Raw genomic sequence first — 25,598 nt, forward strand, 5'->3', positions numbered from 1 at the left:
TGGCCCGCTTCTGACAGTCAGGCCCCCCAGAGAAACTGAAGGGCACGCACATCCGAGGCGGTGAAGGTGCTGTTGCGGGTGGTGTTGTACGACATGATCGTGTCGGAGGTGTCATAGAGCGGGTTGAATCCGCTGCCGAACGGATGATCCAGGCCGAACGCGTGGCCGATCTCGTGGGTGATCGTGCGGCGTTCGCCCCGGCTCAGACCCGATCCGATCCTGTCCTCCCAGAACAGCTCGAACCAGCCCCTGCGCATCCTGGCCAGCCCGATGGTGGAGCCACCGAGATCCACCACGTTGCTCACATCGATGTCGGACGCGCGCCGGGATCGCTTCTCCACCAGCCGCAGGCCTGTCACCTGATCCACCCGGGAGAACACCCTGCGGATGAACCGGGCTTCGACCCGCGAGATCGGCACGGCGCCACCAGATCCCCTGCGGTTGATCCAGTAGTGCACCACCCCGTCGCCACCGGAGAAGCGGTCCAGCGCACGGGCCCAGCGCCGATCCACGATGCCCTCGATGGCGATCCCCACCGGCCCTGCCGCCCCGTCGTCAGCCACGGCCTAGGTGTGTAGTCCCACCAGGTTGTTCAGCTGACAAGGGGGTGTGAGGTCGCCAGGGTCGGGGTGTCACCGCCCGTCCCAAGACCTCACCCCCCATGCATAGCCACCCCAATGCGCGACTGACACTGATCAGTCGACAACGCCTGATTTGTCGGCACCTCGATGAGGGCGTGCCGCTCAAGGCCCTTGCGGCCGCTGCGGGAATCAGCCTGCGCACCGCCTACAAGTGGCTGGGCCGGTTCCGTGAAGGAGGTCCAGCGGCTCTGGCGGATCGACGGAGCGTTCGCCGCAGCCAACGGCGGACGCTCGATCCGCAGCGACTGCAGCACGCTGTGGACTTACGGCACCAGCGCTGCACCCTGCGCCGCATCGCCCATTCGCTGCAGGCGCCCCTCTCCACCGTGGGCAGGGTGCTCAAGGCGCTCGGCCTGGGCCGTCTCCGGAACCTGGAGCCCAGGCCACCGGTGCGCCGCTACCAGTGGCAGCGGCCCGGCGAGATGATCCACGTCGACACCAAACAGCTGGCGCGGTTCCGCCAGGTGGGGCACCGAATCACCGGCGATCGGCGGCTGGGCTCCTCCCGTGGTGCCGGCTATGAGAAGGTCCACGTGGCCATTGATGACGCCACCCGGCTGGCCTACGTCGAGGTGCTCCCTGACGAGAAGAAGGCCACCACCGTGGGCTTCCTGGCCCGGGCAGTGGGCTGGTTCTCAGATCAAGGCATCACCTGCAAGCGGATCCTCTCGGACAACGGTTCGGCCTACCGATCCGGCGAGTGGCGAAAAGCCTGCAAGGCCCTGGATCTCAAGCCGATCCGCACCAGGCCGTACACACCCCGCACCAATGGCAAGGCGGAGCGATTCATCCGCACCCTGCTGGAGGAATGGGCCTACGGCATGTCCTTTCAGACCTCCGAGGAGCGGAACCAGTGGCTAAGCCGATATCTCGGGATCTACAACGGTCGTAGGTGCCACATGGCCCTAGGAAGCATCACGCCACTTCAGTCGCTCCAGCGGCTGCAGATCGCTGAATAACCTGGTGAGAAAGCACACCTAGCCAGGTCGAGCCGGGCCTGTCAAGCCGTTTCCGGCAACGCCACCACCTCAGACCCTTGTCCTTAACCCTTGCTTGGCAAGCTGGTGCCCCAGGGCCCTGCCTGCATCCCCTTCCATGCATCTCACCTCCAAAACCGCACTGGACACGATCCGGGCCATGGCCAGACACCAGGCGGTGCTGACCATCGAGCCCGGCCAGGTGATCTTCCGCAGTGGCGACCGCGGTGACTGCCTCTACGGGGTGCTCGAGGGCTCCGTGGAGCTGGAGTGGAACGCAGGGGAGATGACCGAACGGATCGGCCCCGGCGAGACCTTCGGCATCGGCGCCTTCCTCGACCCGGAGCACCGGCGCTTCGGCACGGCCCGTGCCATGAGCGAGGGCAAGCTGCTGGTGATGAACCAGCAGGAGTTCCTGTTCGCCGTTCAGGAAACGCCGATGTTCGCCCTGGAGATGCTCCAGTCGCTGGGGGCACGGCTGCGGGATCTCAAGCGCCGGGTTCAGGATCAGCTCGGGACGGCCGACTCCCTCTGAGGCTCGCACCGTCCTGTTCGAGCGCCAACGCCAGGGTGTCCAGCCGCCGGGCATTCACGCCCAGATCGGACTCACCCAGCCGTGACACCGAGCGGGCCTGCAACACACCGCGGCCGGCATCGGCATAGAGCTCCACGTCGTCGACGAAGCCGAAGAGGGCACTGCTGGCGGTGGCGTGCACGTAGCCGGGGCTCTGCACCTCCAGCGTCACCCGGGGCTGGGCCATCAGCGCCGGCAGCACCACGGCCAGCGCAGCCTGGGGATCGGCCACCGGCCAGTCGGCCCGGGCACAGTGGGCGGGGGACGGACACGCCGCCAGGGCCCCCTCGCGGACCCCCAGCTCCGCCGGCACCGGACCGACCAGGTGAAACAGTCCGAAGCTGAGGGCCAGAAGCCAGGACTGCAGCAGCACCATCACAGAACCAGCCTCCTGATTGACATCGGCGTTGACATCGGCGTTGACATCGGCAGTGGCATGGGCATGGGATCGACATGCCATCGACCGGCGGGCGGCCGGCCCGGGCAGGATCGGAGCAGGCCGGGCGTTGCGCGGCTCGATGCCTTCGCACGGGACCCCCCAGCCATGATGGACTCCCGGGACGCCGGCCGCCCGGATCCCTCCGAAACCCAGGCCGACCTGGCCGCCCTGCGCCGCTCCTACAGCCGCGGCGGCCTGCGGCGCGCCGAGCTGGCCGACGATCCCGTGGAGCAGTTCCGCCAGTGGTTCGAGCAGGCCCGCGGCGCCGCCCTGCCCGAGCCCAACGCCATGGTGCTGAGCACCTCCGCAGGGGAGCGCACCAGTTCCCGCACGGTGCTGCTCAAGGCCTACGACCAGCGGGGCTTCGTGTTCTTCACCAACTACGGCAGCCGCAAGGCCCGCCAGATCGCCTCCAGGCCGTGGGTGGGGCTGCTGTTCCCCTGGTATCCCCTGGAGCGCCAGGTGGCGATCGAGGGCCGCGCCGAGAGGATCTCGGCGGCCGAATCCCTCGCTTACTTCAGCTCCAGGCCCTGGGGCAGCCGCCTCGGGGCCTGGGTCTCCCAGCAGAGCAGCGTGATCAGCTCCCGCAAGATCCTGGAGCTGCAGTGGGAGCACATGAAGCGGCGCTTCGCCGATGGGGATGTGCCCCTGCCGCCCAGCTGGGGGGGATTCCGGGTCGTGCCCGAGAGCATCGAGTTCTGGCAGGGCCGCGAGAACCGGCTGCATGACCGCTTTCTCTATCGCCGGGAGGGGAGCAGCTGGCGGATCGAACGGTTGGCACCCTGAAGGCAGACGCCTCAGCACCATGACGCCACGGATCAACCACGGCCAGCGGCTGATCGTGCTCTGGCTGGCCTGGCTGCTGGCCATGCTCTTCCACGTGGATCTCGGCCTGATGCCCCTGTTCCACGGCCAGTCGGCCGAGATCCACGGCCACGTGCCCACCGAGCTGCTGCCCTGGCTCTACGGCGCGATGCTGGGCTATTTCCTGCTGCCGCTGCTGGCCCTGGTGCTGATCGGCTATGCCGCCAGCGCCGCCGACCCGCAGCGGAGCTGGCGGCCCTGGCGCCGCCTCCACTTCTGGTTCAGCGTGGCCTACTCGGTCACCAACGTGCCGCACCTGCTGGCGGACATCCTGGTGCCGGATTCCCGGGTGGATCAGGTGGTGCTGATGGCCGTGCTCACCGCCATCGGCCTGGCGATCAACCTGGAGGGCTGGATGTGGTGGCGTCAGGCGCGCTGAGGAACGGCCGGGCTGAGGGCCTCGCGGCGCCACAGGCCGATCCACTCGTGCTCCCGCTGCGGCACCGAATCCTCCGCCGGCTGCCACAGCTCCTGGCGCAGGCCCGCTGCACGGCAGAGGCCGGCGATGGCCGCGGGGTCACTGCCCCAGGGAGGCCCCCCCGGCCGGCCATGGCACCAGAAGAGTCCCAGCAGCCAGCCCCCGGGGCGCAGCAGCCTGGCCGCGGTGGCGATGTAGGCCTGCCGCTGGGCGGGGTCGATCGCGCAGAAACAGGTGTGCTCCAGCACCCCGTCCAGGCTGCCGCTGTCCAGGCCCTGGCGCGCCAGGCCCTCCCCATCGAAGAGATCCCGCTGCAGCCAGCGGATGCCGGGGTGCCGCGCACCGTGCAGCTGCCGCGCCCGGCGCACGGCCTCGCCGCTCACATCCACCCCCACCGCCGAGAAGCCCAGGTCCGCCAGCAGCGCCGCCTCATGGCCCCGGCCGCAGCCCGGCACCAGCACCACCCCGGGGGGCCGGGGGGCCAGGGGATGGCGGCGCAGAAAGGCCTCGAGCGGGGGAGCGGGCCTGCCCAGCTCCCAGCCGTCGCGCTGCTCGCGGTAGCGGGCATCCCAGGCCTCGGCAACGGCGGCGGCATCGCGCTCCATGCCCCCACACTGCCGCAGCGGCAGCGCCGATGAGCAGAACCACCTATTGGCAGCTAATGCAAACCGGAGTCATTATGAGTTGTAAGCGGAGGCCGGCGCCGCCGCCCCCGACCACCTCTCCTGACTCTGTCCCGTTCCATGGCCGTGATCGAACGCGTTCCCTCCGTCACCTTCAAGACCCGCGTGCGGGATGAATCCATCCCCGGGCCCAACCCCTACCGCTGGCAGGACCTCACCACCGAGGAGATCTTCTCCGGCAAGCGGGTGGTGCTGTTCTCCCTGCCGGGGGCCTTCACCCCCACCTGCTCCTCCAACCACCTGCCCCGCTACGAGGAGCTCCACGAGCAGTTCCGCGCCGAGGGCATCGACCAGATCATCTGCCTCTCGGTGAACGATGCCTTCGTGATGTTCCAGTGGGGGCGGCACGTGGGCGCCGACAAGGTCTTCCTGCTGCCGGACGGCAACGGCGAGTTCACCCGCAAGATGGGGATGCTGGTGGACAAGTCCAACCTGGGCTTCGGGCTGCGCTCCTGGCGCTACTCGATGCTGGTGGACGATGGCCGCATCGAGAAGATCTTCGTCGAGCCCGACTTCGGGGACAACTGCCCCATCGACCCCTTCGAGGTCTCCGATGCCGACACCATGCTGGCCTACCTGCGCGGCCAGACGCCCCAGGGGGTGCGGGAACCGGCCCTGGCGTTCGAGGGCTGAGCACCACAACGGCTCGTAACGATTGCCGCGCCCGTAGCAACCGCCACGGGCGCCTCCTTAAGGATTTCGTCAGAATTGGTGGGATGGCCTACGGGTCACCGCGCCACCTGGCGCCTCTGAATGACAAGCGGCATGACGAGCAGCATGATGAGCAGCTTCGGATCACTCCTTGCCCTGGTCGGGCTTCTGGGCTTCACCCTGGTGGAGGTGGCCCTCCGCTTCGCCGGCTGACTCCGCTCTGCAGCCGGGGCTGCCGGTCCTCCAGCGGGTGAGGGCCCCCGCCCCCACGAGGACCAGCAGCAGGGCCTCCCCGCAACGGCCATAGGGGGTGAGGCCGGCACGGAGCTCCGGCTCGAACAGCGCCACAGCGGCGCGCCCCGGCGCCAGGGCGGCCTGCACGATCCCCTGGGGAGTCACCAGCAGGCTGGGGCCGGTGTTGGCGGAGCTCACCAGCCAGCGCCCGGTTTCGATGGCCCGCAGCTGCGCCAGCGCCGCGAACTGGCGCTGCAGCATCAGGGGGTAGGGATCGAGGTTGGCGCTGGCCAGCAGCCAGGTGGCACCGTTCCGGCTGGCCGCCGCGAGGGCGCCGCCATCGGAGATCTCGTAGCAGATGGCCACCGCCACCGGCCCCGCAGGCCGGATCAGCAGGCGGGACGGGGCCCCCGGCTCCACCCCGCCGACCGCCGAGAGGCCGCTCCAGCGCCACCATGACGCCAGGGGAACCCATTCCCCCAGGGGCACCAGCCGGTGCTTGTCCACCGCGCCGCTGGCCTGCCGCGCCCCCGGCTCGAACCGCAGCAGGGCGCTGCGCTGTTCCGGCCCGCCGGCGCCGTCCTGCCAGCGAAAGCCGCCACTGAGCAGCTCCACCGCCGCCGGTTGGGCCAGCCGCGGTTCCAGCCCGAGGGCGCCTTCCGGCAGCACCACCACCGCCGCCCGCCGCCGCTGGGCCTCCGCCATGGCCTGCTCCAGCAGGAGCGCCAGGCGCTGGCGGGCCGCCCCTGTCTGCTTCTCGCGGGTGGGGATGGCGGGCTGCAGCACCAGCACGCGCTCGCTGGCCGCAGACCCTGGAGGCTGGCCGGCGAGCAGCGCCGCCCCCGCCCCGTGCAGCAGCAGCACCAGCAGCAGCCAGGTCGCCAGGCGGCGGAGGCGGCCGGCGGGGGCGGCGACCACGCGCCACAGCCCCCAGCCGAGCAGAACCTGCACCGCCGCCACCAGGCCGCTGCCGCCCAGCACCGCCAGACCGGCCAGCGGCCTGTCGTGGGGCAGGGGCGCAGCGCCGAGGCCCAGCCAGAACAGCGGGCCGCGGGCCAGAAGCACCTCCGCCAGGCCCCACACCCCACTCAGCAGCAGCGCCGTGCCGGGGCGCTGGGGCCCCAGCACGGCCGCAAGCCAGGCCCAGCAGGCCAACAGCACGGCCCCCAGTGCCGCACACAGCAGCAGCAGCAGCCCACAGAGCGGCAGGCTGAGGGGCAGGGGCACCCCAATCCAGTCCAGGGGGTGCAGCCCCAGCAGCCAGCGATGGCTCAGCAGCACCGCCAGCCCGCCCCACAGCCCGGAACCGAGCAGCAGCTGCCGGGACGGCCCCAGGCCACTCGCGCTCCACAGCAACGCCAGCGCCAGCCAGGCCAGCGGCGGGCATCCCAGCGGAGGCAGAGCCAGCCCCGCCAGCAGGCCGGAAACCCCCACCACGATCCAGGCCAACCGTCCCTCGACCGCCATGGCAGTCCAACCTAGGAAGCGCCAAGGTTGAAGCAGACCCGACCACTGCGATGGACTCCTCCAACCCTCTGCACCAGCTGCTGCTGCGGGGCCTGGGCACCACCTCCCTGGTGAGCGACCGGCTGCGCTACGTCACCCAGGAGTGGGTGCGCAGCGGCAAGCTGGACCCCAGCCACGCCTCCGCCCTGGTGGAGGACGTGCTCAGGGCCCTGCGGGGGGACACCCCGGGGCTGGAGGAACAGGCCGGCCGGCAGCTGGAGCGCAACCGCGACCAGCTGCTGCAGGATCTCGGCATTCCCCTGCAGCGGGAACTCGACGAGCTGCGGGGGCGGATCGACCGGCTGGAGCAGGCCCAGCGCCAGCGCAACGGCGAGGCCGCGGGCGAGTAGGCAGAATCATGCCCCCCGCGGGTCCGTCATGCGCGACATCCTGATCAGCACCACCGTCTGTGTGGCCTGTCTGCTGCTGGCGCTGGTGAGTCAGCTGGTGAATCCCACCACGGTGGAGGCCGCCGCTCCCGCCGCCCCCATGGAAGCCGCCGCCATCGCCGCCCAGCCCCGGGCGGCGATGGCCAGCTTTGAACTCGACCCCGACGACCCCAACCCCACCCTCTTTGCCATGGCCCCCGACTCCAGCCCCGACATCGCCCAGGCCAGTGCCCTTGGCGGCGACATGGTCGCTCCCAAGGAGCGGGTGACGCCCAGCGGCCTGCGCATCACCGATCTGGTGATCGGCGATGGCCCCGAGGCCAGCTCCGGCCAGACCGTGAGCGTGAATTACCGCGGCACCCTCGAGAGCGGCAAGGAGTTCGACAGCAGCTACGGCCGCGGCCCCTTCTCCTTCCCCCTCGGTGCCGGCCGGGTGATCAAGGGCTGGGACGAAGGCGTGGCCGGCATGCAGGTGGGCGGCAAGCGGAAGCTGGTGATCCCGCCGGACCTCGCCTACGGCGAGCGCGGCGCCGGCGGCGTGATCCCGCCCAACGCCACCCTGATCTTCGAGGTGGAACTCCTCCAGATCGGCCGCTGATCCATGGGATGCCGGCCGGGCCCGCATCAGGGAATCTGTAGCGATCGTTAGGATCCCCCCACCCACCGGGCACACCGGCGGGAAACATTCAGCACGTCAATCACATCCATGGCCCATACGCTGCCCACGCTGCCCTACGGCCTCGATGCGCTCGAGCCCCATATCTCCCGTCAGACCCTCGAGTTCCATCACGGCAAGCACCACAACGCCTACGTCACCAACCTCAACAAGCTGGTGGAGGGCACGGACCTCGACGGCAAGAGCCTCGAGGACACCATCACGGCCGTGGCAGGTGACGCGGGCAGGGCCGGCGTGTTCAACAACGCCGCCCAGGTGTGGAACCACAGCTTCTACTGGCAGTGCATGAAGCCCGGTGGTGGTGGGCAACCCACCGGCGCCCTGGCCGAGAAGATCAATGCCGACTTCGGCAGCTTCGAAGCCTTCGTGGAACAGTTCAAGACCGCCGGCGCCACCCAGTTCGGCAGCGGCTGGGCCTGGCTGGTGCTGGACGGCGGCACCCTCAAGGTGACCAAGACCGCCAACGCCGACCTGCCCCTGGCCCATGGCCAGAAGGCCCTGCTCACCATGGACGTGTGGGAGCACGCCTACTACCTCGACTACCAGAACCGCCGCCCCGACTACATCACCACCTACCTCGAGAAGCTGGTGAACTGGGACTTCGTGGCCGCCAACCTGGCCGCTGCCTGATCCGCGGCGTCCCCACCCGGCGCCTGCCCCCGTGGCAGCAGGCCCCCGCTCCAACGGGGGCTTTTTCATGGAGAGGGTTCAGGCGGCCGCCCCCGGATGTCCGGGGGCGCCGGATGCCAGGGCCTGGGGCAGCACCGCCTCCGGCGCGATCCACATGGCATCGCCGTAGGAGAAGAAGCGGTAGTGCTGCGCGATGGCCTCGGCGTAGAGCTCCAGCAGGCGCCGTCGGCCGATCAGCGCACTCACCAGCAGCAGCAGCGAGCTCTTCGGCAGGTGGAAGTTGGTGAGCAGGCCCTGCACCACCGCGAAGCGGAACCCGGGCTGGATCACCAGATTCACCGGGCCGGTGTGGGGCCGCAACACGCCGCCGTGCAGGGCCGCCACCCCCTCAAGGCTGCGCACACTGGTGGTGCCGATGGCGATCACCCGGCCGCCCCGGGCGCGGCAGGCCTGCACGGCCGCCACCAGCGCCTCGCTCACCTCCACCCACTCGCTGTGGAGTTCGAGGCCGCGCAGGTCTTCGGTTTCCACCGGCCGGAAGGTGCCCAGCCCCACGTGCAGGGTGGTGGTGGCGATCGCCACGCCGCGGGCCCGGATCGCGGCGAGCAGCCCATCGCTCAGGTGCAGGCCGGCGGTGGGGGCGGCCACCGCACCGGGGCGGGCGGCGTAGCGGGTCTGGTAGCGGTCGTTGTCGGAAGCGTCGTGCTCGTGGATGTAGGGCGGCAGCGGAATGGCGCCGTACTGCACCAGCAGGGGTTCGAGGGAGGCGGCGTCGGTGCAGGCGGCAGGAAACTGCACGATGCAGCCCCCGGTCTGGGGGTCACGGCCGCAGATCGTCACGGCCAGGGGCTCCTGGCCCGGGGCCACCACCTCCAGGGTGTCGTCCGGGTGCAGCCGCTTGGCCGGCTTGGCCAGGCACAGCCAGCGGCCAGGCCCCGCAGCGGGAGCAGGCACCGGCAGGGAAGCCGTCAGCGCTGCGGCGGAGGGCTGCCAGGGTTCCAGCACCAGCAGCTCCACGCGGCCACCACTGGCGCGGCGCGCCTCCAGGCGGGCCCGCAGCACCCGGGTGTCGTTGACCACCAGCAGATCGCCGGGGCGGAGCTGATGCTGCAGATCCCACACCCTCAGGTGACGCAGACCTGGCGGGCCGGCCTCGGTGCCGGGCTCGGCCCCCACCGCCAGCAGCCGGGCAGCATGGCGGGGCTCCACCGGCCGCTGGGCGATCCGCTCCTGGGGGAGCAGGAAGTCGTAGCTGGACAGCCTGAGGTCGTCAGGGTCGACGCCCTGGACCGCGGCAGGGACCTGATCGCACGCGCTGGACACCGGTGAGCAGGGGGGTCAGAGGGCCAGGCTCTCGGGGTTGGTCTCGATCAGCTGGGCCAGGTCCTTGAGGAAGGCGGCGGCATGGGCCCCGTAGATGGTGCGGTGGTCGCAGGTGAGGTTCACCTGCATCTGGTTCGCCACCCGGATCGATCCGTCCTTGCCGGCCACCACGCAGGGGCGGGAGGCGGCCACCGCCAGGATGGCGCCGGTGCCGGGGGGCAGGATCGCATCGAAGCGATCCACGCCGAACATGCCCAGATTGCTGAGGGTGAAGGTGCCGGTGCTGTACTCCTCCGGTTGCAGCTGCTTGCTGCGGGCCCGGGCCACCAGATCGGCCCAGCTGCGGGCCAGGGCGTAGATGTCGGTCTTGTCCGCGCTGGCCAGCACGGGCGTGATCAGGCCGCCGTCCTCCATCGCCACGGCCACGGCCACGTTCACGGCCGCGGGGTAGGCCATGGCACTGCCGTCGGCGGAGGTGGCGGCGTTCACCTGGGGATGGCGGGCCAGGGTGACGGCCACGGCCTTGGCCAGCAGCGCCGTCATGGTGACGCCCTTGCTCTTCACCTGCTTGTAGAAGGCGTCGAGCTTGGTGGTGGTGATCGTGTAACCCACCCGGAAGGTGGGCACCGCCAGGCTGGCCAGCATGTTGCGGTTGACCGCGTTCTGCAGGGTGTTGAAGGCCACGGCCTCGCCGGGGCGGCCGAAGGTCTGGCCGGCGGGGGCCGGCGCCGGCGCACTGGCACCGTTGCCGCCGGCAGCGGCAGCCGGCGCCGATCCCTCGGCCACCCGGGGCACGCTGATGGGCTGGCCGGTGGCGGCCAGCACGTCCTCGGCCTGGATGCGGCCATGGGGACCGCTGCCGCGCAGGGCGCCCAGATCCACGCCCAGCTGGCCGGCCAGCTTCTTCGCCCGGGGCGTGGCCACCACCCGCCCCCCGGCACTGGGCGCCGGGGCGCTCACCGGGACCGTCACGGTTGGAGCGGCGGCTGGAGCGGGTGCCGGGGCCGCAGCGACAGGGGCCGGGGCGGGAGCCGGAACCGGCGAGGGGGCCGCCGGCGCAGCGGCGGCGGCGGGGGTTGCGGCGGCCGGTGCCGGAGTGGCCGCGGCAGGGGCTGCGGGTGCCGCGGCAGCGGCGGCAGCGATCTCCTCCTCGGTTTCCACGATGAGGCCGATCGTCTCACCCACAGGAGCGGTGCCACCAGCCGGCATCAGCACCGCGGCGAGAAAACCCTCCTGGAAGGCCTCCACATCCATGTCGGCCTTGTCGCTCTCCACCACCAGCACGGACTCGCCGCGCTCGACGCGCTCACCGGGCTGCTTGAGCCACTCCACGATCTTGCCCTCCGTCATCGTGGAGGAGAGGGCGGGCATGAAGATTTCGTGGGTGGCCAACGGAGTGCGCCGCGCAGTTGCGGGGATTTTACGAGGCGCCTTCGATGGCCTCGATCACCCCGTCGCGCACCAGCACCGAGGCCTGGAGCTTCTCCACCAGGTTGTCGCCCACCTGCACCTCGCAGAAACTCTCCAGCTGCCCCTGCTCCACGATCTGCTCCATCTCGAGTTCGCGCACCTGGCGCTGCTGCTCGAGGATCTGGCGCTTCTGCTCCTCGAGCTCGGCGCGCTTGGCGGCCACCTGCTGCTGCACCGAGGCCACCTGGTCCTGCACCCGCGGATCGAGGGGGTTGATGCTCTGGCGGCGGATCTCATCCACCAGCTGCTGGCCCTCCTGCTCCAGCTGGGCCAGCTGGGCATCGCTGCCGGCCAGGGCGTTGCTGAGCTCGCGCTCCGCGTCCTCCTTCCAGCGGGGCGTGACCACCGCCCGCACGGTGATGGAGCGCTTGATCGACAGACTGCCGTTGGCCATGCGGGAAGGGATGCAACGGTCAGGCTCTCAGCCGCGCGGGCGCAGGTCAACCGGCGGTTGCCCGCACCCCGGCAGCACCGCTCATCCCGCCCCGTAGAGGGCGTCGATCACGGCGGCGTCACGGCTGGCGATGCGATCGCGGCGCTGCTTGAGGGTCTGGGTGAGCAGACCGTTCTCCAGGCTGAAGGGCTCCACCAGGGCCACCCCTCCCAGCCGCTCATCCGGTCGCGATCCGGGCCGTTCGGCCAGCAGCCGGTTGCACTCCCGGGTCAGGGCCCGCAGCAGGGCCGGTTCCGCCGGGCTGGAGGCCTCCCAGACCAGGCCCGCCGCGGCGGCGAAGGCCTCCAGCGCCTCGGGTCTGGCCACCAGCAGGCCGCCGAGCTGCTTGCGGTCCTGCCCCACCAGCATCACCTGCTCGATCAAAGGGCTGGCCACCAGGGCATCCTCGAGGGGCCCCGGCTCGATGTTCTCGCCACTGCTGAGCACGATCGTGTCCTTGGCCCGGCCGGTGAGCACCAGGGTGCCGTCCGGCAGCAGATGGCCGAGGTCGCCGGTGTCGAACCAGCCCTCGGCATCGATCACCTTGGCGCTGGCCTCGGGCTTGCGCCAGTAGCCGCCCATCACCTGGGGGCCGCGGGCCAGCACCAGGCCCCGCTGGCCCTTCGCCAGGGGCTGGTGGGTGTCGGGATCGGCGATGCGGATCGCCGTGCCGGGCAGGGGCTGGCCCGCGCTGCCGCGGCGGTTGGCCCAGGGGCGGCGGCAAGTGAGCACCGGGCTGGTCTCGGTGAGGCCATAGCCCACCAGCAGCTCGATGCCGATCGCCTCGAAGAAGGCATCCACGTGCAGGGCCAGGGCACCGCCGCCACTGATGGCCGTGCGCAGGCGGCCGCCCACCAGCTGGCTGCGCACCTTCGGCCAGAGCAGGGCCTCGGCCAGGCGGTGCAGGGGCCAGCGCAGCACCGCCTCCAGCGCCGCCCGCAGCCGCGTGGGGAGCGGCTCGTGGGTCAGGGTGAGATCCCGGGCCCGCCGGCGGGCCAGCGCCTGGGCGCGGCTGTTGGCCAGGGCAGCCCGCAGCAGCCGCTGGCGGGCACGGGGCAGGCCGCCGAGAGCGTCCTCGAAGCCGGAGAGGATCGCCTCCCACAGCCGCGGCACGCTGATCAGGTAGTGGGGCCGCACCCGCTGCAGGTCGGCCCGCAGGTGCTTGAGGGTGGTGTAGCTCTGGTGACAGCCGCAGGCCAGCAGGAAATACTCGGCGCTGCGCTCGTAGGAATGCCAGATCGGCAGCACGCTCACCACCCGGTCGCCGGGATGGGGGGTCACCGCCACGCCGAGGTGCCGCAGCTGGTGCAGCAGGTTGGCGTGGGTGAGCGGCACCCCCTTGGGCTGGCCGGTGGTGCCCGAGGTGTACAGGATCGTGGCCAGCTGGCCGGGGTCGGCCGGGGGCTCGGGAGCGGCCTGGCCCGCGGCCAGCGCCGCCTTCCCCCGCTCCATCAGCGCCTCCCAGTGGAGCAGCACCAACCCCTCGGCGCCCTCGAGCGCAGCTGCTGACGGGAGGTCACCCTCCAGCACCAGCACAAACGCCAGGGCCGAACGCTGGGCGCCATCGAGCTGGAGCTTCGTCAGCAGGGCGGCGGTCTCCACCACCAGCCCCATCGCCCCGGAGTCGCCCAGGATGTAGCGGAGCTCCTCCGCCGGCGCGGCACTGCCCCGCACGGCATCGGCGGCGCCGCAGCGCATCACCCCCTGGTCCACCTGCAGCCAGCGGGGGCTGTTCTCGGCGAAGAGGGCCACCACCGTGCCGGGGCCGACCCCCAGGGCAGCGAGGCCGGCCGCGCACTGCTCGATGGCCCGGTGCAGCTGATTGAAACTCAGCGTGGAGGGGGTGGGGGCATGGGGAGCCTCCAGGGCCGGGGCGTCGCCGTAGAGCCGGCTCAGCGGAGCCCAGAGGCCATGGATGGCGCTGAGGTCATGCCAGTCGGTGCGCAGGGCCAGGGCCTGCTGATCGCGGGCACTGCCGCTCCAGCGGATTTCGGCCACCCCGCCGGAGCCCGGCAGGCGCCTGGGAGCGGAAGCGGCCACAGCGGTGTCAGACGCCACGACAGGGACGGGGAGAATGCCACCAGGGTTACCACCCTTCCAGCCGCTCGTGCTCCAGGGGGGGCCGCAGCGTGAGATGGAACTGCCGGGCGAAGGCCTGCAGCAGGGGTCGCCGCAACTCCTCGGCCCTGAGTCCAGGCAGGACATCCGCCAGGCGGCCCACGGGACGGTCGGCGAGGCCGCAGGGCACCACGGCCTGAAAGCCCGTGAGGTCGGCGTCCACGTTGAGGGCGAGGCCGTGCTGGCTGATCCAGCGGCGGGCGCCGACGCCGATCGCCGCCACCTTGCGTCCCTGCAGCCACACGCCGGTGAGCCCCTCGAGGCGCTCTCCCTGGAGACCGAACCGGGCCAGGAGATCGATCACCACCTGTTCCAGTGCCCGCAGGTAGAGGTGCAGATCCGCCCCATGGCGCTGCAGGTTGAGCACCGGGTACAGCACCAGCTGGCCCGGCGCGTGGTGCGTCACCTCCCCGCCCCGGTCGATGCGGTGCAGCGGCAGGGGCGGAGCTTCCGCGGGAAAGCGGAGAAAGGCCTCGGAGGCGCCGCGGCCCAGGGTGTAGCAGGGCTGGTGCTCCAGCAGCAGCACGGCATCCGGACCCTGCGGGCAGGCGAGCAGGCGCTGCTGCAGCTGGCGCTGGGCCTGCCAGGCGGGCTCGAAGGCCACGGGCCGCTGCGCTTCGAAAAGGATTGCGTCGAGCTGGGAGTCCACGGGCCGGCGTTCCTAGCGTTGGGCCAGGCCAGCAACGGAGGTAGCTGCCATCTGATGAAACTGCTGATTCATGGCCGCAATCTGGAAGTGACTCCCGCCATCCGGGAGTACACCGAAACCAAACTCACCCGCGCCATCAACCACTTCGAGGGGATGGTGAAGGAAGCTGACGTGCACCTGTCGGTGGCCCGCAACCCGCGGGTGCCCCAGCAGATCGCCGAGGTCACCATGTTCGCCAACGGCACGGTGATCCGGGCCCAGGAGCACAGCGACAACCTCTACGCCAGCATCGATCTGGTGGCGAGCAAGCTCACCCGCCAGCTGAACCGCTACAAGGAACGGGTGCACGCGCGGCACCAGGGGCCCGTGCACCGCTCGGCACGGGATGAGGAGGCCGGTGCCGCCAGCCTGCCGCCGCCTGGCAGCAGCCTCACCGACGGCAAGGAACCGGAGCTGCCCAGCCGGGGCGTGCGGCGCAAGTACTTCGCCATGCCCCCGATGAGCCTGGAGGAGGCCGTGCACCAGCTCGAGCTGATCGACCACGACTTCTACGTGTTCCGGGAGGCCGAGAGCGGGCAGATCCAGGTGGTGTACCACCGCAACCATGGAGGATTCGGGGTGATCCAACCGAAGGATGCGTGACCCGCGACCTCCCCGACCTGGCGCCCCTGATCGACCATGCCCTGCTGGACCCCCTGCAGGGCAGCGAGGCCATCCACCGCTGTTGTGATGAGGCCCGCCACTACGGCTTCGCCGGCGTGTGCGTGGCCTCCCGCTGGGTGGGGGAGGCGCGGCAGCGGCTGCCGGTCGAGACCCAGGGGCGAGGCACCACGCCACGGCTGATCGCCGTGGTGGGGTTTCCCTTCGGTGCCGTTCCCAGCGCCGTGAAGCGGGCCGAGGCGGAGGCCGCCGCCGCCGCCGGAGCCGACGAACTGGATGTGGTTCCCGATTTCGGCGGCCTGGTGGACGGCAAGACTTCGTTAGTGCTCGATGAGCTGGCCGCCATCTGCGAGCTGGGACCACCGGTGAAGGTGATCCTCGAGGCGGGACGGCTGGAACCTGAACAGCTGGCCCTGCTGGTGGAGATCTGCATCGATGCCGGGGCACGCTTCCTCAAGAGCGGCAGCGGCTTCGGCCCGGCGGTGACCACCGACCAGGTGGTGCGCCTGCGGGAGCTGGCCCGGGGCCGGGCCGGTGTGAAGGCCTCCGGCGGCATCGCCACCCTCGAGCAGGCCCTGGAGCTGGTGGAGGCGGGGGCCACCCGGCTCGGCACCAGCCGGGGAGTGGCCCTGATGCAGGCCCTGCGGACCTGACGCCCCCGTGCCCGAGACCCAGCTGGAAGGATTGGCGCTGAGCTGCAGGCCCCTCGGGGAGAGCGACCGGCTGCTCACCCTGCTGAGCGAGGGGGAAGGGTTGACCCGCCTGGCGGTGCCAGGCGCCCGAAAGCCGCGCAGTAGCCTCGCCGCGGCCGTGCCCCTGGCCCACCTGCGCCTCCAGGTGGGGGGACGCTCCGGGCTGCGGCGGGTGCGCCAGCTGCGGGTGGTGCGCAACTACAGCCAGCTGGCCGAACGGCTCGAGACCCTGGCTGCCGCCCAGGCCCTCGCCGAACTCTGCCTGGGGCTGGTGCCCGGCGAAGCCCCGGCCCCGGGGATGCTGGGATCCATGCTGATGCAGCTCGGCAGGCTCGAGCAGCTGGTGCGCGAGCGCTCCGACAGCCTCGAGGCCCTGGCCCTGGCCGTGCAGGGGTCGGTGCACCTGCTTGCCCTGGGGGGCTATGCCCTGCCGCTCGTGCAGTGCAGCCGCTCGGGCCGGAGGCTCGAACCTCCGCTGGGCGACTGGGACTGGCGCTGCAGCCTGGTGCCCAGCGAAGGCTTCGTGCTCGGTGCCGTGGCAGGAGCGCGGGTGGTGCTCAACGCCTCGGAACTGGCCCTGCTGCAACGGCTGCCCCGGCCGGCCCTGCCCCGCCGGCGCGACGGGGCCCTGATGGGCCCGCAGGCCGTGTGGCTCCACCTGCTGGAGCTGGTGGAGTGCTGGTGCGGTGAGCACCTGCAGCGGCGGCCGCGGGCCTTCCGGCTGCTGCGGCTGGGGTTGCAGACCGCCCCTGCGCCATCATGAGCACCCCTTCCCGTGGCAGGTCCAGGTTGTCCGGCAGTCCTCAGGGCTCCGCACCCGCAGGGGCCAGCGGCCTCCAGGCCGTTCTGGCCCTGCCGGACTTCCGCCTGCTCTGGCTGGGGCAGATCTTCTCCCAGCTGGCGGACAAGTTCTACATCGTGCTGATGGTGTTCCTGATCGCCCAGACCTGGGTGCAGGGAACGCCGGACGCCAACCCGGCGCTGGCGGAGGCCGCCTCGGCGATCCGCATGGATCTGCCCGAGACCCGGGCCCAGATGATCACCCTGCTGGCCACCGGCATCTACGTGGCCAACACCGTGCCCGCCATGGTGCTCGGCACCCTGGCGGGCGTCTGGGCGGATCGCTGGCCCAAGCGCACCGTGATGGTGGCCTCCAACGGCCTGCGGGCCGCGCTGGTGCTGGCCGTGCCGCTCTGCCTGGTGCAGAGCCCGCTCTGGCTGGGCCTGAGCGTGGGCTACTGGGGCCTCGTGCTGATGACCTTCCTGGAGTCGGTGCTCACCCAGTTCTTCGCGCCGGCGGAACAGGCGGCCATTCCCAAGCTGGTGCCACCCCAGCATCTGCTGGCGGCCAATTCCCTCTACCAGGCCACCAGCATGGCCGCCACCATCGTGGGTTTCGCCCTCGGGGATCCGATCCTGCGGCTGATGCGCAGCGCCCTGGCGGCGATCGGCATCGATGGCGGGGAGTTCCTGCTGCTGCCCGCCTGCTACGGCCTGGCGGCCCTCACGATCTCGCGCATCCGCTGGCAGGAGTCCCCCCGCCGGGCCAGCCGCACTTCGGTGTGGGAAGAGATCCAGCAGGGGCTGGCGGTGCTGCGCGACCGCCCCAGGGTGGCGAGCGCCATGGGGCAGCTGGTGCTGCTCTACAGCCTGCTGGCGGCCCTGTATGTGCTGGCGATCAGCCTGGCTTCAGCCGTGGCGGGGCTGGGTCCCACCCGGTTCGGCACCCTTCTGGCCATGAGCGGACTGGGCCTGGCCGTCGGCGCCGTGGCCGTGGCGCAGCTGGGGCAGCAGCTCAACCGGCGCCATCTGGCTGCAGCGGGGCTGGGCACGATCGGCTGGAGCCTGCTGCTGCTGGGGCAGCTGCGCGGCAATCTCACCTTCACGCTGCTGCTCTGCGCGGTGCTCGGGGTGGGGGCCGCCATGCTGGCCATCCCGGCCCAGACCACCATCCAGGAAGACACCCCGGAAGCGATGCGCGGCAAGGTGTTCGGCCTGCAGAACAACCTGATCAACATCGCCCTGAGTCTCCCCCTGGTGCTGGCGGGTGCCGTGGTGAGCCGCTGGGGCCTGCTGCCGGTGCTGTGGGTTCTGGCCTCGATCGCCCTGCTGGCGGCTCTGGCGGAGCGGCCCTGGCGGCGCTGTTAGCGTCAGACCGGTCGCACGAGGCTGGGTGGCTCACATTGCCTGGTTAGGCAAGAAATCTCCCTTCTGCGGCAACGTCACCTACGGCCTCACCACGACGCATGCCCTGCAGGAGCGGGGCCACCGCATCAGCTTCATCCATTTCGACACCCCCGCCGGCCAGCTGGGGCGTCAGCCGATCGCGGTGGCGGCCAGCGGAGGCGACGACCGCACGCGACGGAAGCGGCAGGGCGGACGCCCCGGCCCCGCCGCCGGGGCTGCCCGGTGGCGGGGCGCCACGGACGGGCCAGGGCTCGACCTGGCCGATCGGGAGGTGGCGCTGCCCTACCTGGTGAAGTCGCAGGTGTACACCATCCCCTCCCCAGGGGCCCAGCGGGAGTTGCGCGAATCGCTGGAGCGCCTGCGCCCGGATCTGGTGCACGCCAGCCTCACGCTCTCCCCGCTCGATTTCCGCCTGCCGGATCTCTGCCAGCAGCTGAAGCTGCCGCTGGTGGCCACGTTCCATCCCGCTTTCGACGCAGGCCTGCGCAACCTCACGGCCGGCACCCAGCAGCTCACCTACCAGCTCTACGCCCCCTCGCTGGCCCGCTTCGACCGCGTGATCGTGTTCTCCGAGCTGCAGGCCGACGTGCTGCTGCGGCTGGGCGTTCAGGCCGACCGCCTCGCCGTGATCCCCAACGGCGTGGACACGGCCACCTGGCGGCCGGCCGCCGGGCCGCCCTCGGCCGAACTGGCCGCCCTGCAGCAGCGGTTCCGCGGGCGGCGGGTGTTTCTCTACATGGGGCGGATCGCCACGGAGAAGAACGTGGAAGCCCTCCTCAGGGCCTGGCGCCTGGTGCGGCCGGCCGGCTGCGTGCTGGTGATCGTGGGCGATGGCCCGCTGCGCTCTTCCCTCCAGGGCAACGGCGAGGAGGGGGACGTGGTCTGGTGGGGCTATGAGCCCGACCTGGCGACACGGGTGGCCCTGCAGCAGCTGGCGGAGGTGTTTCTGCTGCCCTCCCTGGTGGAGGGCCTGTCCCTGGCCCTGCTGGAGGCGATGGCCAGCGGCACCGCCTGCGTGGCCACCGATGCCGGTGCCGACGGTGAGGTGCTCGAAGGGGGTGCCGGCATCGTGATCAGCACCCAGGGGGTGACCACCCAGCTGCGCACGCTGCTGCCGGTTCTGCATGACCAGCCGGTGCTCACCGCCGAGCTGGGCCGTCGGGCCCGGGAGCGGGCTCTGGAGCGCTACACCCTGGAGAACAACCTCAAGGCCCTGGAGGAGCTCTATGCCGAGCTGGTGGGCAGCCGCACCCTGGCGGCGTGAGGCCCCTAGCGCAGGCCCCGTTCCAGGATGTCCTGCAGGGCGGTACGGACCGCGCCGGTGAGGGAGTCCACCGCGGCACGGCGATCCTGGCGGTAAGCCCCATGGCGGTCGGTGACATCGATGGCGGGGCCCACCTGCAGCACGGCCTGCGTGGGACCGAGCGAGGGAGGACGGAGCTGGGGACGGCCCTCGATCCAGGCCACCGCCCGCCACAGGATCAGCAGCAGCTCGGCGTAGCGGTCAGGGGTGGGTCGGTCCACCACGTACCGCCCACTCATGGCGGTGAACGGCTCCACCAGCCGCATGTGGTCCAGGCAGAGGCTGGCCTCGGCCGCTGTCCAGTCCGCCAGGCCCCGGCCCACCGGAGAGAGGGCGTCCAGGTCAGCCCGGTAGATGCGCTCCCAGCCGGCCTGTTCGATGCGACGGCAGCGCTCCTGCAGCGTTCCCTGCGATCGCAGGGCGAAGCGGGATTCCGCCAGCTCCAGCACCCGGTCGCGCAGCTGGGCCATGCGCTCGGCAAAGGGAGCGCCGCCTGTGAAGTGGAGGCCATGAGCCTGTCGGTAGAAGCCCTCAAGCTCCCGCAGCATCACCTCCGCCACCGCCAGCAACCGGCCGTAGCGGTGCTCGGCCAGGGCCTCCTGGTCGGTTTCCCTGTCCTTGCGCGGCCGCGGAGGTCCGGGCGGCGGCGGCGCCAGGCCCAGCCGCCGCTCCAGCGGGGCCAGCAACCGCTCAATCCGCGGCCAGCTGGGCCGCAGCAACGGGTAACGCAGCCCGATCGGCACGATCACCACCCGCTCGGGCCGCCCGGCAGCCGCCAGATCCTCACAGGCCCAGAAGGCCAGCTGGGCCAGGCCCGGCTCCAGAGGACTGATCAACTCACCATGGCCATTGGTGGCCCCTTCAGGCGCGATGGCCAACGGGAAGGGGCCATCCACCGCCAACTCCCTGGCCATGCGCAGGGCCTGGCGGTCCAGCTTGCCGCGCTGAATCGGAACGCCCCCAAGGCTGCAGAGCACCCACCCCACCAGGGCGCCGGCCCACAGGGGGATGCCCCGGTCGTAGAGGAACTGGGCGTGCACCGGCGGCCTCAGGGGCCGGCCCAGGCGCCGGGCCAGCCTCGGCACCGCGCACCAGAACAGCCAGGCCAGCACCAGGGGATCGCGGGTGCTGGGGTGACGGAAGGCCAGAAAGAGCCTCACCCGCCCCTGCTGCTGGGCTCGGAAACAGCCGGCCAGCTCGGCGACGCCATCGGCCTGCACCCGCCCCACGCCCTGGCCCCGCAGCAGCAGCGGCAGCAGAAGGCGCACCAGCCAGCGCACCCAGGCACGCCGGGCCGGAGGGATGAAGGTGAGCGGGGGCTGGGCCCCCGCCAGGCGCAGGCGCGGCATGGCCGGAAACCTCCTCAGCCGAGCTCGGCGCAACAGGCCGCGAAGGCCGCCGCGGGATCAGGGGCCGCCGTGATCGGCCGGCCCACCACCAGCCGGCTCGCCCCGGCGGCCACCGCCTGGCCGGGGGTCATGGTTCTGCGCTGGTCCCCTGGGGCAGCCCCGGCGGGGCGGATGCCGGGCGTCACCAGCACGAAGGGCTCGGGATGGCTCTGGCGCAGGGCAGCCACCTCCAGCGGTGAGCAGACGGCACCGCCGATCCCGGCTTCGGTGGCCAGAGCCGCCAGGCGGGGCACGTAGTGCTGCAGGGGCTCCTGAACGGCCAACTCCAGCCGGAACCGGGAGGGATCCCAGCTGGTGAGCACCGTCACGGCCAGCAGACACGGGGGGCACTGGCCGGTCTCCGCCGCGCCCTGGCAGGCGGCGGCCTGGGCGGCGGAGAGGGCCTCACGGCCGGCTGCTGCATGCACCGTGATCAGCTGGGCACCGAGGGCGGCCGCTCGGCGGCAGGCCCCGGCCATCGTGGCCGGGATGTCGTGGAATTTCAGGTCGAGGAACACCTGCAGGCCGGCCTGGCGCAGCTCGCGCACCACGGAGGGGCCGGCGCTCACGAACAACTCCAGGCCCACCTTGACCCAGCGCAGGTCGGGGAGGGCGGCCACCAGAGGAGCCACCCGGTCGGGCTCCATGCCGTCGAGAGCCAGGATGATGCGATCGGCGGATTCCACGGCCCCCGGCACCGGCACAGGTGGAAGCGCACCCTAGGCGTCAGCCCTGCACCCAGGCGTCAGCCCTGCACCGAAGCGTCAGCCCTGCACCAGACGACGGAACGTCTTCTTCCCCAGTTGAAGCACCTTGCCCTCCAGTTCGGGAGCGCCGGCGAAGGTCTGATTCGGATCGGCCAGCTTCACGCCATCCAGCCGCACCCCGCCGCCCTGGATCTGGCGACGGGCTTCGCTGCTGCTGGCACAGAGGCCCAGGGCACTGAGCAGGTAGAAGGCCCGGGCCGGGAAGTTCACCCCGGCCAGGGAGGCCTCGGGCACCTCCGCCGCAGCCGCATCGCCACCCACGGCGCCAGCCACCAGCGCCGCTGCATCCCGCTGGGCCTGGTCCGCCGCGCTCCGGCCATGGCGCTGGCGGGTGATGTCGTGGGCCATCACCTTCTGACGCTCGCGCGGGTGCGTGGGCAGGGCGTCGAGAGCGAGGTCGGTCAGCAGCGTCAGGTAGGTGTCCACCAGCGCGTCGGGCACCTTCTCGAGCTTGGAGTACATCGAGAGCGGATCCTCGGCCAGCCCCACGGTGTTGCCGAGGCTCTTGCTCATCTTCTGCACCCCATCGAGACCCGGCAGGATCGGCAGCAGCAGCCCGAACTGGGGCCGCTGGCCGAAATGGCGCTGCAGGTCACGGCCCATGGCCACGTTGAATTTCTGGTCGGTGCCTCCCAGCTCCACATCGGCCTGGATCGCCACCGAGTCGTAGCCCTGCAGCAGCGGGTAGAGGAACTCATGCAGGGAGATCGGCGTGCCGGAGCCGTAGCGCTTCGAGAAGTCGTCCTTGGCCAGCATCTGCCCCACCGTGGAGGTGCCCAGCAGCTCGATCACCTCCGGCAGGGCCAGGCCGGCCAGCCATTCGCTGTTGCGCCGCACCTCCAGCCGTCCGGGGGTTTCGAAGTCGAGCAGCGACCGCTCCCTGGGCTGCCCAAAACCCAGCTGCAGCAGATAGGTTTCGGCGTTGGCCTCCACCTCGGCGGCGCTGAGCTGCACCCGGGTGGTGCTCTTGCCGGTGGGGTCGCCGATGCGGGCCGTGAAATCGCCGATGATCAGCACCGCCGTGTGGCCGGCATCCTGGAAGGCCCGCAGTTTGCGGAACAGGAGGGAATGCCCCAGGTGGATGTCGGCCCCGGTGGGATCGATGCCCAGCTTCACCCGCAGTGGGCGCCCCGCCCCGGCGGCCTCCTCCAGCCGGGCCGCCAGGGCCGCATCGGCAAGGCCGGCGGAACCGGGCGGCTGCTGATCCGCAGCGGGGGCGGCGGGGAACAGGTCGGCGATGCCCCGGTCCAGCCAGGCCGGAAGATTCCATCTGCTCTCTGCCATCGGCCTGCCCCGCTCAGCGGCGGATCGTAGGCAGGGGAGGGCGCGCTCCCCTCAGGGCTGGGCCTCCAGTTGCCCCCTCATGCGCTGGAGGGTCTGCTCCATCTGGGCGAACATGGTTTCGGGAGTGAGCCCGAACTGGCCGAGCTGGGTGCGCAGCTGTTCCACGGTGAGTTTGGCCTGGAAGTCTTCGGAGAGTTCGAAGCGCTTCATGAACACGCGGTAGCGGTCCATCATTTCCTCCATGCGCTCGATGTAGAGCTTCTTGCCCTCCCGGTCGAACTTGCCGTAGTCGCCGCCGAGCTGCATCAGCTGCTGGTAGTCCAGGAACAGCCGCTTGGCTTCGTCCTGCACGATCTCGGAATCGAAGAAGGCCATCAGCTGGCGACCAGAACAAGACTGCACGGCTTCAATTGTGAGCGGGAGCACACGGCTGTGGGGAGTGCGGATTGGCGTAATCGAGGCCAGCCCTGCCCCGGCTCCGGGGGCGGCTGTCAATGCCGGCGATCCCGGCCACGATGGGGGAACCGGCCCTGACCGCATCGCCAGGTCAGCACCTTCACCACCGTGAACTACACCCCCCTGCTTGAGGCCCTCCGGGAGCGAGGTCGCCAGACCGCCACGCTGCTGCAGAACCGCCGGCTGGTGCTCTGCCACGGCAACCGGGTGAGCCTGGGTGTGTTCCTGGCCGGCTCCCTGGCCCGCGACTCTGTGGTGGGGGCCGCCACCACGGCCAGCGAAGGCCTGGAGCTGGTGGAACGTCTCGCGCCGGATCTGCTCGTGGTGTGCGACGTGCTGGAGCAGGGCAACGGCATCGACCTGCTGGTGACCCTGAAAGCGCGACGACCGGAGCTGGCGGTGGTGCTGCTGGTCAGCCGCGAACAGCGCTGGCATCGACTCCAGGAGGCCATCGCCGCAGGCTGTGAGGGTCTGGTGGCCGAGCCACGCTTCGGCCAGGGCTCGGGGCTGGCCGCCGTGCAGGCCGTGTGCTGCGGCGGGGTCTACATCGATCACACCCTGCGCTCGGTGGTGCGTGGCCTGCCCCGGGAGCAGCAGCCGCTGGAGCCCCTGACAGCTCGGGAGCTGGAGGTGCTGGCGCGGGTGGCCCGAGGCTGCAGCAACGTGGAGATCGGCCGCGACCTCTACCTGAGCGTGGACACGGTGAAGACCCATCTGCAGAACGTGCTGCGCAAGCTGCCGGCGAAGGACCGGGCCCACGCAGCCGTCCTGGGGGTGTGCTGGGGGCTGATCCACTGGCCCGACCCCGGAAGCTGCCGCTAGGTTCGGCCCCACGACCCCAGAGCGCTTCCACCCATGGCCCCACGCCACTGGCTGGACCCCCTGGCGCGGCACCTGCTCGTGGCCACAGGGCAGATTCCCCCCAGCCCGCCGCCCGCCCCTGGCGGCACGCCCCCAACCCCGGACCGGGACGCTGAGGAGCGCGCGGCCGTGGAGCGGGAGCTGCTGGCGATCAAGTTGCGCCAGAACCCCCAGCGCCAGCTCCTCGATGCCGCCGAAGTCCGCCATGCGGCGGCCCTGGGCTGGCGCCTCGATGTGAACCGGGCCAGCGCGGCCGACTGGAGGCGTCTCCCCGGCATCCGGGCCGAGCAGGTGGATCTGCTGCTGCGCCTGCAGGCCGGAGGGGTTCAGCTGAGCGGTCCGGACGACCTGCACCTGGCCCTCGACTGGCCGGCCGAACGCATCGCCGCCTGGCTGCCGGTGCTGGAGTTCCGCTGGTACGGCGATTCCCCCACGCCGGCGCGCGCCGCCCCGACCGATGTGAACCGGGCCTCCGCCAATGCCCTCGAGGCCCTGGGTCTGAGCCCCGGACAGCGGCTGCTCCTGCAGCGCGAGCGGGCCCGCCGCCCATTCCGCGATCTGGCGGAGCTGCAGCAGCGCCTGCAACTGCCATCGGCCCTGGTGGAGGGGTGGATCGGCCGGGTTCGGTTCAGTCCCGGGCCGGTCGGCCCCGTGCTGCCCCCCGGGCGGCGGCGCTGAGCGATGGCGCGCCAGGGCGATCTGTTCCCCGCGTCGGCCATGGTGGCGGGAGGCCCCCCCGGGGCGGCGCTCCCCCTGCAGCAGCACCAGCTGCAGACCTGGCGGCTGCAGATCGCGGCGTTCCAGGCGGGGCTGCTGGACGAGGCGGCGCCAGCCGTCGCCCAGCCCTCGCTGTTCGGGGCTGAGTCCGCCCCAGCCTTGCCCGACCCGATGCGGTTGCAACCCCAGTCGCTGCAGTTCTGGCGCTGGCCGGAACCGCCCCAGCGTGGCGCCGCCCTCTACTTCGTGACCGACACCTCCCCGGATCTTCCGGGCCCGCTGCTGCTCTACGTGGGAGAGACGGGTCAGGCCGGCCGGCGCTGGAAGGGCGATCACGACTGCAAGAGCTATCTGGCGGCCTACGGCGAAGCCCTCACCAAGGCCGGACTCAGCAGCTGCCTCAGCATCCGGTTCGACCTCGATGTGCCCGGCGCGATCCGCCCCCGCCGGGCCCTGGAGCAGGCCCTGATCCGGCACTGGCAACCGCCGTTCAACAAGGAAACCCGCAGCCGCTGGGCCACCCCGTTCACCGCAGGGGCCAACCCCTGACGCTGGCTACGATCGACGTCCCCACGGCCGATCCATGGAGTTTCGCTGCATCCCTGACC

Annotated in this window: 29 protein-coding genes; 16 read left to right on the top strand and 13 right to left on the bottom strand. The window is 71.3% G+C overall.

Annotated elements, in window-relative coordinates; all coding sequences use genetic code 11:
* Window positions 1-17: 17 nt before the first annotated feature.
* The gene (locus tag CBM981_RS12565) at window positions 18-563 is read right to left on the bottom strand and encodes a reprolysin-like metallopeptidase (RefSeq protein WP_087068680.1); all 546 of its coding nucleotides are present in this window, start codon (window positions 561-563) and stop codon (window positions 18-20) included.
* A 98-nt stretch (window positions 564-661) separates the two neighbouring features.
* On the opposite strand from CBM981_RS12565, the gene CBM981_RS12570 reads away from it, so the two are divergent.
* On the top strand, window positions 662-1,600 hold the full coding sequence (locus CBM981_RS12570; RefSeq protein ID WP_087068681.1) for an IS481 family transposase: 939 nt from the start codon (window positions 662-664) through the stop codon (window positions 1,598-1,600).
* Between the two features lie 136 nt (window positions 1,601-1,736).
* On the top strand, window positions 1,737-2,153 hold the full coding sequence (locus CBM981_RS12575; protein ID WP_087068682.1) for a Crp/Fnr family transcriptional regulator: 417 nt from the start codon (window positions 1,737-1,739) through the stop codon (window positions 2,151-2,153).
* On the opposite strand, the gene CBM981_RS12580 is transcribed toward CBM981_RS12575, so the two are convergent.
* On the bottom strand, window positions 2,107-2,652 hold the full coding sequence (locus CBM981_RS12580) for a DUF1499 domain-containing protein (protein ID WP_369801624.1): 546 nt from the start codon (window positions 2,650-2,652) through the stop codon (window positions 2,107-2,109). The two genes, CBM981_RS12575 and CBM981_RS12580, sit on opposite strands and share 47 nt — an antisense overlap.
* Before the next feature lie 87 nt (window positions 2,653-2,739).
* Here CBM981_RS12580 and pdxH point away from each other — a divergent pair, with 87 nt between their 5' ends.
* Both pdxH and CBM981_RS12590 read left to right on the top strand, forming a co-directional pair.
* Window positions 2,740-3,417, top strand: a complete 678-nt coding sequence (gene pdxH, locus CBM981_RS12585) for a pyridoxamine 5'-phosphate oxidase (RefSeq protein ID WP_087069416.1) — start codon at window positions 2,740-2,742, stop codon at window positions 3,415-3,417.
* Window positions 3,418-3,436: 19 nt separating this feature from the next.
* Window positions 3,437-3,874: a hypothetical protein gene (locus CBM981_RS12590; protein ID WP_087068683.1), complete on the top strand. Its 438-nt coding sequence runs from the start codon at window positions 3,437-3,439 to the stop codon at window positions 3,872-3,874.
* On the opposite strand, the gene CBM981_RS12595 is transcribed toward CBM981_RS12590, so the two are convergent.
* Entirely contained in the window at window positions 3,862-4,518 is a 657-nt protein-coding gene (locus CBM981_RS12595) for a methyltransferase domain-containing protein (protein WP_087068684.1), read from the bottom strand. The genes CBM981_RS12590 and CBM981_RS12595 overlap by 13 nt on opposite strands.
* 138 nt (window positions 4,519-4,656) lie before the next feature.
* On the opposite strand from CBM981_RS12595, the gene CBM981_RS12600 reads away from it, so the two are divergent.
* Window positions 4,657-5,229, top strand: a complete 573-nt coding sequence (locus CBM981_RS12600) for a peroxiredoxin (protein WP_087068685.1) — start codon at window positions 4,657-4,659, stop codon at window positions 5,227-5,229.
* Window positions 5,230-5,391: 162 nt separating this feature from the next.
* Here CBM981_RS12600 and lnt read toward each other — a convergent pair whose 3' ends face one another.
* Window positions 5,392-6,948 (bottom strand): apolipoprotein N-acyltransferase, encoded by a 1,557-nt coding sequence (gene lnt, locus CBM981_RS12605; protein WP_087068686.1) that lies wholly within the window; start codon window positions 6,946-6,948, stop codon window positions 5,392-5,394.
* 50 nt (window positions 6,949-6,998) lie between these two features.
* Between lnt and CBM981_RS12610 the strand changes: the two genes are divergently transcribed.
* The 3 genes from CBM981_RS12610 (at window position 6,999) to CBM981_RS12620 (ending at window position 8,682) form a co-directional block, all read left to right on the top strand.
* The gene (locus CBM981_RS12610; RefSeq protein ID WP_087068687.1) at window positions 6,999-7,337 is read left to right on the top strand and encodes a phasin family protein; all 339 of its coding nucleotides are present in this window, start codon (window positions 6,999-7,001) and stop codon (window positions 7,335-7,337) included.
* Between the two features lie 28 nt (window positions 7,338-7,365).
* A complete protein-coding gene (locus tag CBM981_RS12615) occupies window positions 7,366-7,974 on the top strand; it encodes an FKBP-type peptidyl-prolyl cis-trans isomerase (RefSeq protein ID WP_087068688.1) in 609 nt (202 codons plus the stop codon).
* A gap of 108 nt (window positions 7,975-8,082) precedes the next feature.
* Window positions 8,083-8,682: a superoxide dismutase gene (locus tag CBM981_RS12620; RefSeq protein ID WP_087068689.1), complete on the top strand. Its 600-nt coding sequence runs from the start codon at window positions 8,083-8,085 to the stop codon at window positions 8,680-8,682.
* A gap of 78 nt (window positions 8,683-8,760) precedes the next feature.
* Here the strand turns inward: CBM981_RS12620 and queA are convergent, their stop codons facing one another.
* The 5 genes from queA to lipB all read right to left on the bottom strand — a co-directional run bounded on the left by queA (window position 8,761) and on the right by lipB (window position 14,675).
* On the bottom strand, window positions 8,761-10,005 hold the full coding sequence (gene queA / locus CBM981_RS12625; RefSeq protein ID WP_087068690.1) for a tRNA preQ1(34) S-adenosylmethionine ribosyltransferase-isomerase QueA: 1,245 nt from the start codon (window positions 10,003-10,005) through the stop codon (window positions 8,761-8,763).
* Window positions 10,006-10,020: 15 nt separating this feature from the next.
* Window positions 10,021-11,397, bottom strand: coding sequence for a dihydrolipoamide acetyltransferase family protein (locus tag CBM981_RS12630; protein ID WP_087068691.1), 1,377 nt, complete (start codon window positions 11,395-11,397; stop codon window positions 10,021-10,023).
* Window positions 11,398-11,425: 28 nt separating this feature from the next.
* Window positions 11,426-11,869 (bottom strand): YlqD family protein, encoded by a 444-nt coding sequence (locus CBM981_RS12635; RefSeq protein WP_087068692.1) that lies wholly within the window; start codon window positions 11,867-11,869, stop codon window positions 11,426-11,428.
* An 81-nt stretch (window positions 11,870-11,950) separates the two neighbouring features.
* Window positions 11,951-13,948 carry an AMP-binding protein gene (locus CBM981_RS12640; RefSeq protein ID WP_087068693.1) on the bottom strand — a complete coding sequence of 666 codons (1,998 nt, stop codon included), beginning with the start codon at window positions 13,946-13,948 and terminating at the stop codon, window positions 11,951-11,953.
* Between the two features lie 46 nt (window positions 13,949-13,994).
* A complete protein-coding gene (lipB, locus tag CBM981_RS12645; RefSeq protein ID WP_087068694.1) occupies window positions 13,995-14,675 on the bottom strand; it encodes a lipoyl(octanoyl) transferase LipB in 681 nt (226 codons plus the stop codon).
* A gap of 54 nt (window positions 14,676-14,729) precedes the next feature.
* Between lipB and hpf the strand changes: the two genes are divergently transcribed.
* Genes hpf through CBM981_RS12670 form a run of 5 tightly spaced genes read left to right on the top strand, consistent with a single transcriptional unit; the run spans window position 14,730 to window position 19,478 of the window.
* A complete protein-coding gene (gene hpf, locus CBM981_RS12650) occupies window positions 14,730-15,317 on the top strand; it encodes a ribosome hibernation-promoting factor, HPF/YfiA family (RefSeq protein ID WP_087068695.1) in 588 nt (195 codons plus the stop codon).
* Complete coding sequence (gene deoC, locus CBM981_RS12655) at window positions 15,314-15,988, top strand: deoxyribose-phosphate aldolase (protein ID WP_087068696.1); 675 nt, start codon at window positions 15,314-15,316, stop codon at window positions 15,986-15,988. The genes hpf and deoC overlap by 4 nt, the downstream gene beginning before the upstream one ends.
* A 7-nt stretch (window positions 15,989-15,995) precedes the next feature.
* Window positions 15,996-16,790: a DNA repair protein RecO gene (recO, locus tag CBM981_RS12660; protein ID WP_087068697.1), complete on the top strand. Its 795-nt coding sequence runs from the start codon at window positions 15,996-15,998 to the stop codon at window positions 16,788-16,790.
* A 26-nt stretch (window positions 16,791-16,816) separates the two neighbouring features.
* Window positions 16,817-18,175, top strand: coding sequence for an MFS transporter (locus CBM981_RS12665; protein WP_369801625.1), 1,359 nt, complete (start codon window positions 16,817-16,819; stop codon window positions 18,173-18,175).
* 25 nt (window positions 18,176-18,200) lie between these two features.
* Entirely contained in the window at window positions 18,201-19,478 is a 1,278-nt protein-coding gene (locus CBM981_RS12670; protein WP_087068699.1) for a glycosyltransferase family 4 protein, read from the top strand.
* A gap of 5 nt (window positions 19,479-19,483) precedes the next feature.
* Here the strand turns inward: CBM981_RS12670 and CBM981_RS12675 are convergent, their stop codons facing one another.
* The 4 genes from CBM981_RS12675 to CBM981_RS12690 all read right to left on the bottom strand — a co-directional run bounded on the left by CBM981_RS12675 (window position 19,484) and on the right by CBM981_RS12690 (window position 23,331).
* Window positions 19,484-20,866 carry a 1-acyl-sn-glycerol-3-phosphate acyltransferase gene (locus tag CBM981_RS12675; RefSeq protein WP_087068700.1) on the bottom strand — a complete coding sequence of 461 codons (1,383 nt, stop codon included), beginning with the start codon at window positions 20,864-20,866 and terminating at the stop codon, window positions 19,484-19,486.
* A gap of 14 nt (window positions 20,867-20,880) precedes the next feature.
* On the bottom strand, window positions 20,881-21,603 hold the full coding sequence (gene pyrF / locus CBM981_RS12680; RefSeq protein ID WP_225867390.1) for an orotidine-5'-phosphate decarboxylase: 723 nt from the start codon (window positions 21,601-21,603) through the stop codon (window positions 20,881-20,883).
* Between the two features lie 66 nt (window positions 21,604-21,669).
* Window positions 21,670-22,956, bottom strand: coding sequence for a tyrosine--tRNA ligase (gene tyrS / locus CBM981_RS12685; RefSeq protein WP_087068701.1), 1,287 nt, complete (start codon window positions 22,954-22,956; stop codon window positions 21,670-21,672).
* 51 nt (window positions 22,957-23,007) lie between these two features.
* On the bottom strand, window positions 23,008-23,331 hold the full coding sequence (locus CBM981_RS12690) for a DUF1825 family protein (RefSeq protein ID WP_087068702.1): 324 nt from the start codon (window positions 23,329-23,331) through the stop codon (window positions 23,008-23,010).
* A gap of 189 nt (window positions 23,332-23,520) precedes the next feature.
* Between CBM981_RS12690 and CBM981_RS12695 the strand changes: the two genes are divergently transcribed.
* From CBM981_RS12695 to CBM981_RS12705, 3 genes are read left to right on the top strand one after another with little or no spacing between them, the layout of a single operon-like run.
* Window positions 23,521-24,234, top strand: coding sequence for a response regulator transcription factor (locus tag CBM981_RS12695; RefSeq protein ID WP_087068703.1), 714 nt, complete (start codon window positions 23,521-23,523; stop codon window positions 24,232-24,234).
* 33 nt (window positions 24,235-24,267) lie between these two features.
* Entirely contained in the window at window positions 24,268-24,951 is a 684-nt protein-coding gene (locus CBM981_RS12700; protein ID WP_087068704.1) for a hypothetical protein, read from the top strand.
* 3 nt (window positions 24,952-24,954) lie between these two features.
* Entirely contained in the window at window positions 24,955-25,539 is a 585-nt protein-coding gene (locus CBM981_RS12705; RefSeq protein ID WP_172820894.1) for a GIY-YIG nuclease family protein, read from the top strand.
* The last annotated feature ends 59 nt before the right edge of the window (window positions 25,540-25,598 follow it).

The organism is Cyanobium sp. NIES-981 (genome assembly GCF_900088535.1).
Classification (GTDB): domain Bacteria; phylum Cyanobacteriota; class Cyanobacteriia; order PCC-6307; family Cyanobiaceae; genus NIES-981.

Coding starts and splice junctions, on each gene's coding strand:
- CBM981_RS12570 (WP_087068681.1), top strand. CDS start 662: ATGCATAGCCACCCCAATGCGCGACTGACACTGATCAGTCGACAACGC.
- CBM981_RS12575 (WP_087068682.1), top strand. CDS start 1,737: ATGCATCTCACCTCCAAAACCGCACTGGACACGATCCGGGCCATGGCC.
- CBM981_RS12580 (WP_369801624.1), bottom strand. CDS start 2,652: ATGGCATGTCGATCCCATGCCCATGCCACTGCCGATGTCAACGCCGAT.
- pdxH (WP_087069416.1), top strand. CDS start 2,740: ATGGACTCCCGGGACGCCGGCCGCCCGGATCCCTCCGAAACCCAGGCC.
- CBM981_RS12590 (WP_087068683.1), top strand. CDS start 3,437: ATGACGCCACGGATCAACCACGGCCAGCGGCTGATCGTGCTCTGGCTG.
- CBM981_RS12595 (WP_087068684.1), bottom strand. CDS start 4,518: ATGGAGCGCGATGCCGCCGCCGTTGCCGAGGCCTGGGATGCCCGCTAC.
- CBM981_RS12600 (WP_087068685.1), top strand. CDS start 4,657: ATGGCCGTGATCGAACGCGTTCCCTCCGTCACCTTCAAGACCCGCGTG.
- lnt (WP_087068686.1), bottom strand. CDS start 6,948: ATGGCGGTCGAGGGACGGTTGGCCTGGATCGTGGTGGGGGTTTCCGGC.
- CBM981_RS12610 (WP_087068687.1), top strand. CDS start 6,999: ATGGACTCCTCCAACCCTCTGCACCAGCTGCTGCTGCGGGGCCTGGGC.
- CBM981_RS12615 (WP_087068688.1), top strand. CDS start 7,366: ATGCGCGACATCCTGATCAGCACCACCGTCTGTGTGGCCTGTCTGCTG.
- CBM981_RS12620 (WP_087068689.1), top strand. CDS start 8,083: ATGGCCCATACGCTGCCCACGCTGCCCTACGGCCTCGATGCGCTCGAG.
- CBM981_RS12635 (WP_087068692.1), bottom strand. CDS start 11,869: ATGGCCAACGGCAGTCTGTCGATCAAGCGCTCCATCACCGTGCGGGCG.
- hpf (WP_087068695.1), top strand. CDS start 14,730: ATGAAACTGCTGATTCATGGCCGCAATCTGGAAGTGACTCCCGCCATC.
- CBM981_RS12675 (WP_087068700.1), bottom strand. CDS start 20,866: ATGCCGCGCCTGCGCCTGGCGGGGGCCCAGCCCCCGCTCACCTTCATC.
- tyrS (WP_087068701.1), bottom strand. CDS start 22,956: ATGGCAGAGAGCAGATGGAATCTTCCGGCCTGGCTGGACCGGGGCATC.
- CBM981_RS12690 (WP_087068702.1), bottom strand. CDS start 23,331: ATGGCCTTCTTCGATTCCGAGATCGTGCAGGACGAAGCCAAGCGGCTG.
- CBM981_RS12700 (WP_087068704.1), top strand. CDS start 24,268: ATGGCCCCACGCCACTGGCTGGACCCCCTGGCGCGGCACCTGCTCGTG.
- CBM981_RS12705 (WP_172820894.1), top strand. CDS start 24,955: ATGGCGCGCCAGGGCGATCTGTTCCCCGCGTCGGCCATGGTGGCGGGA.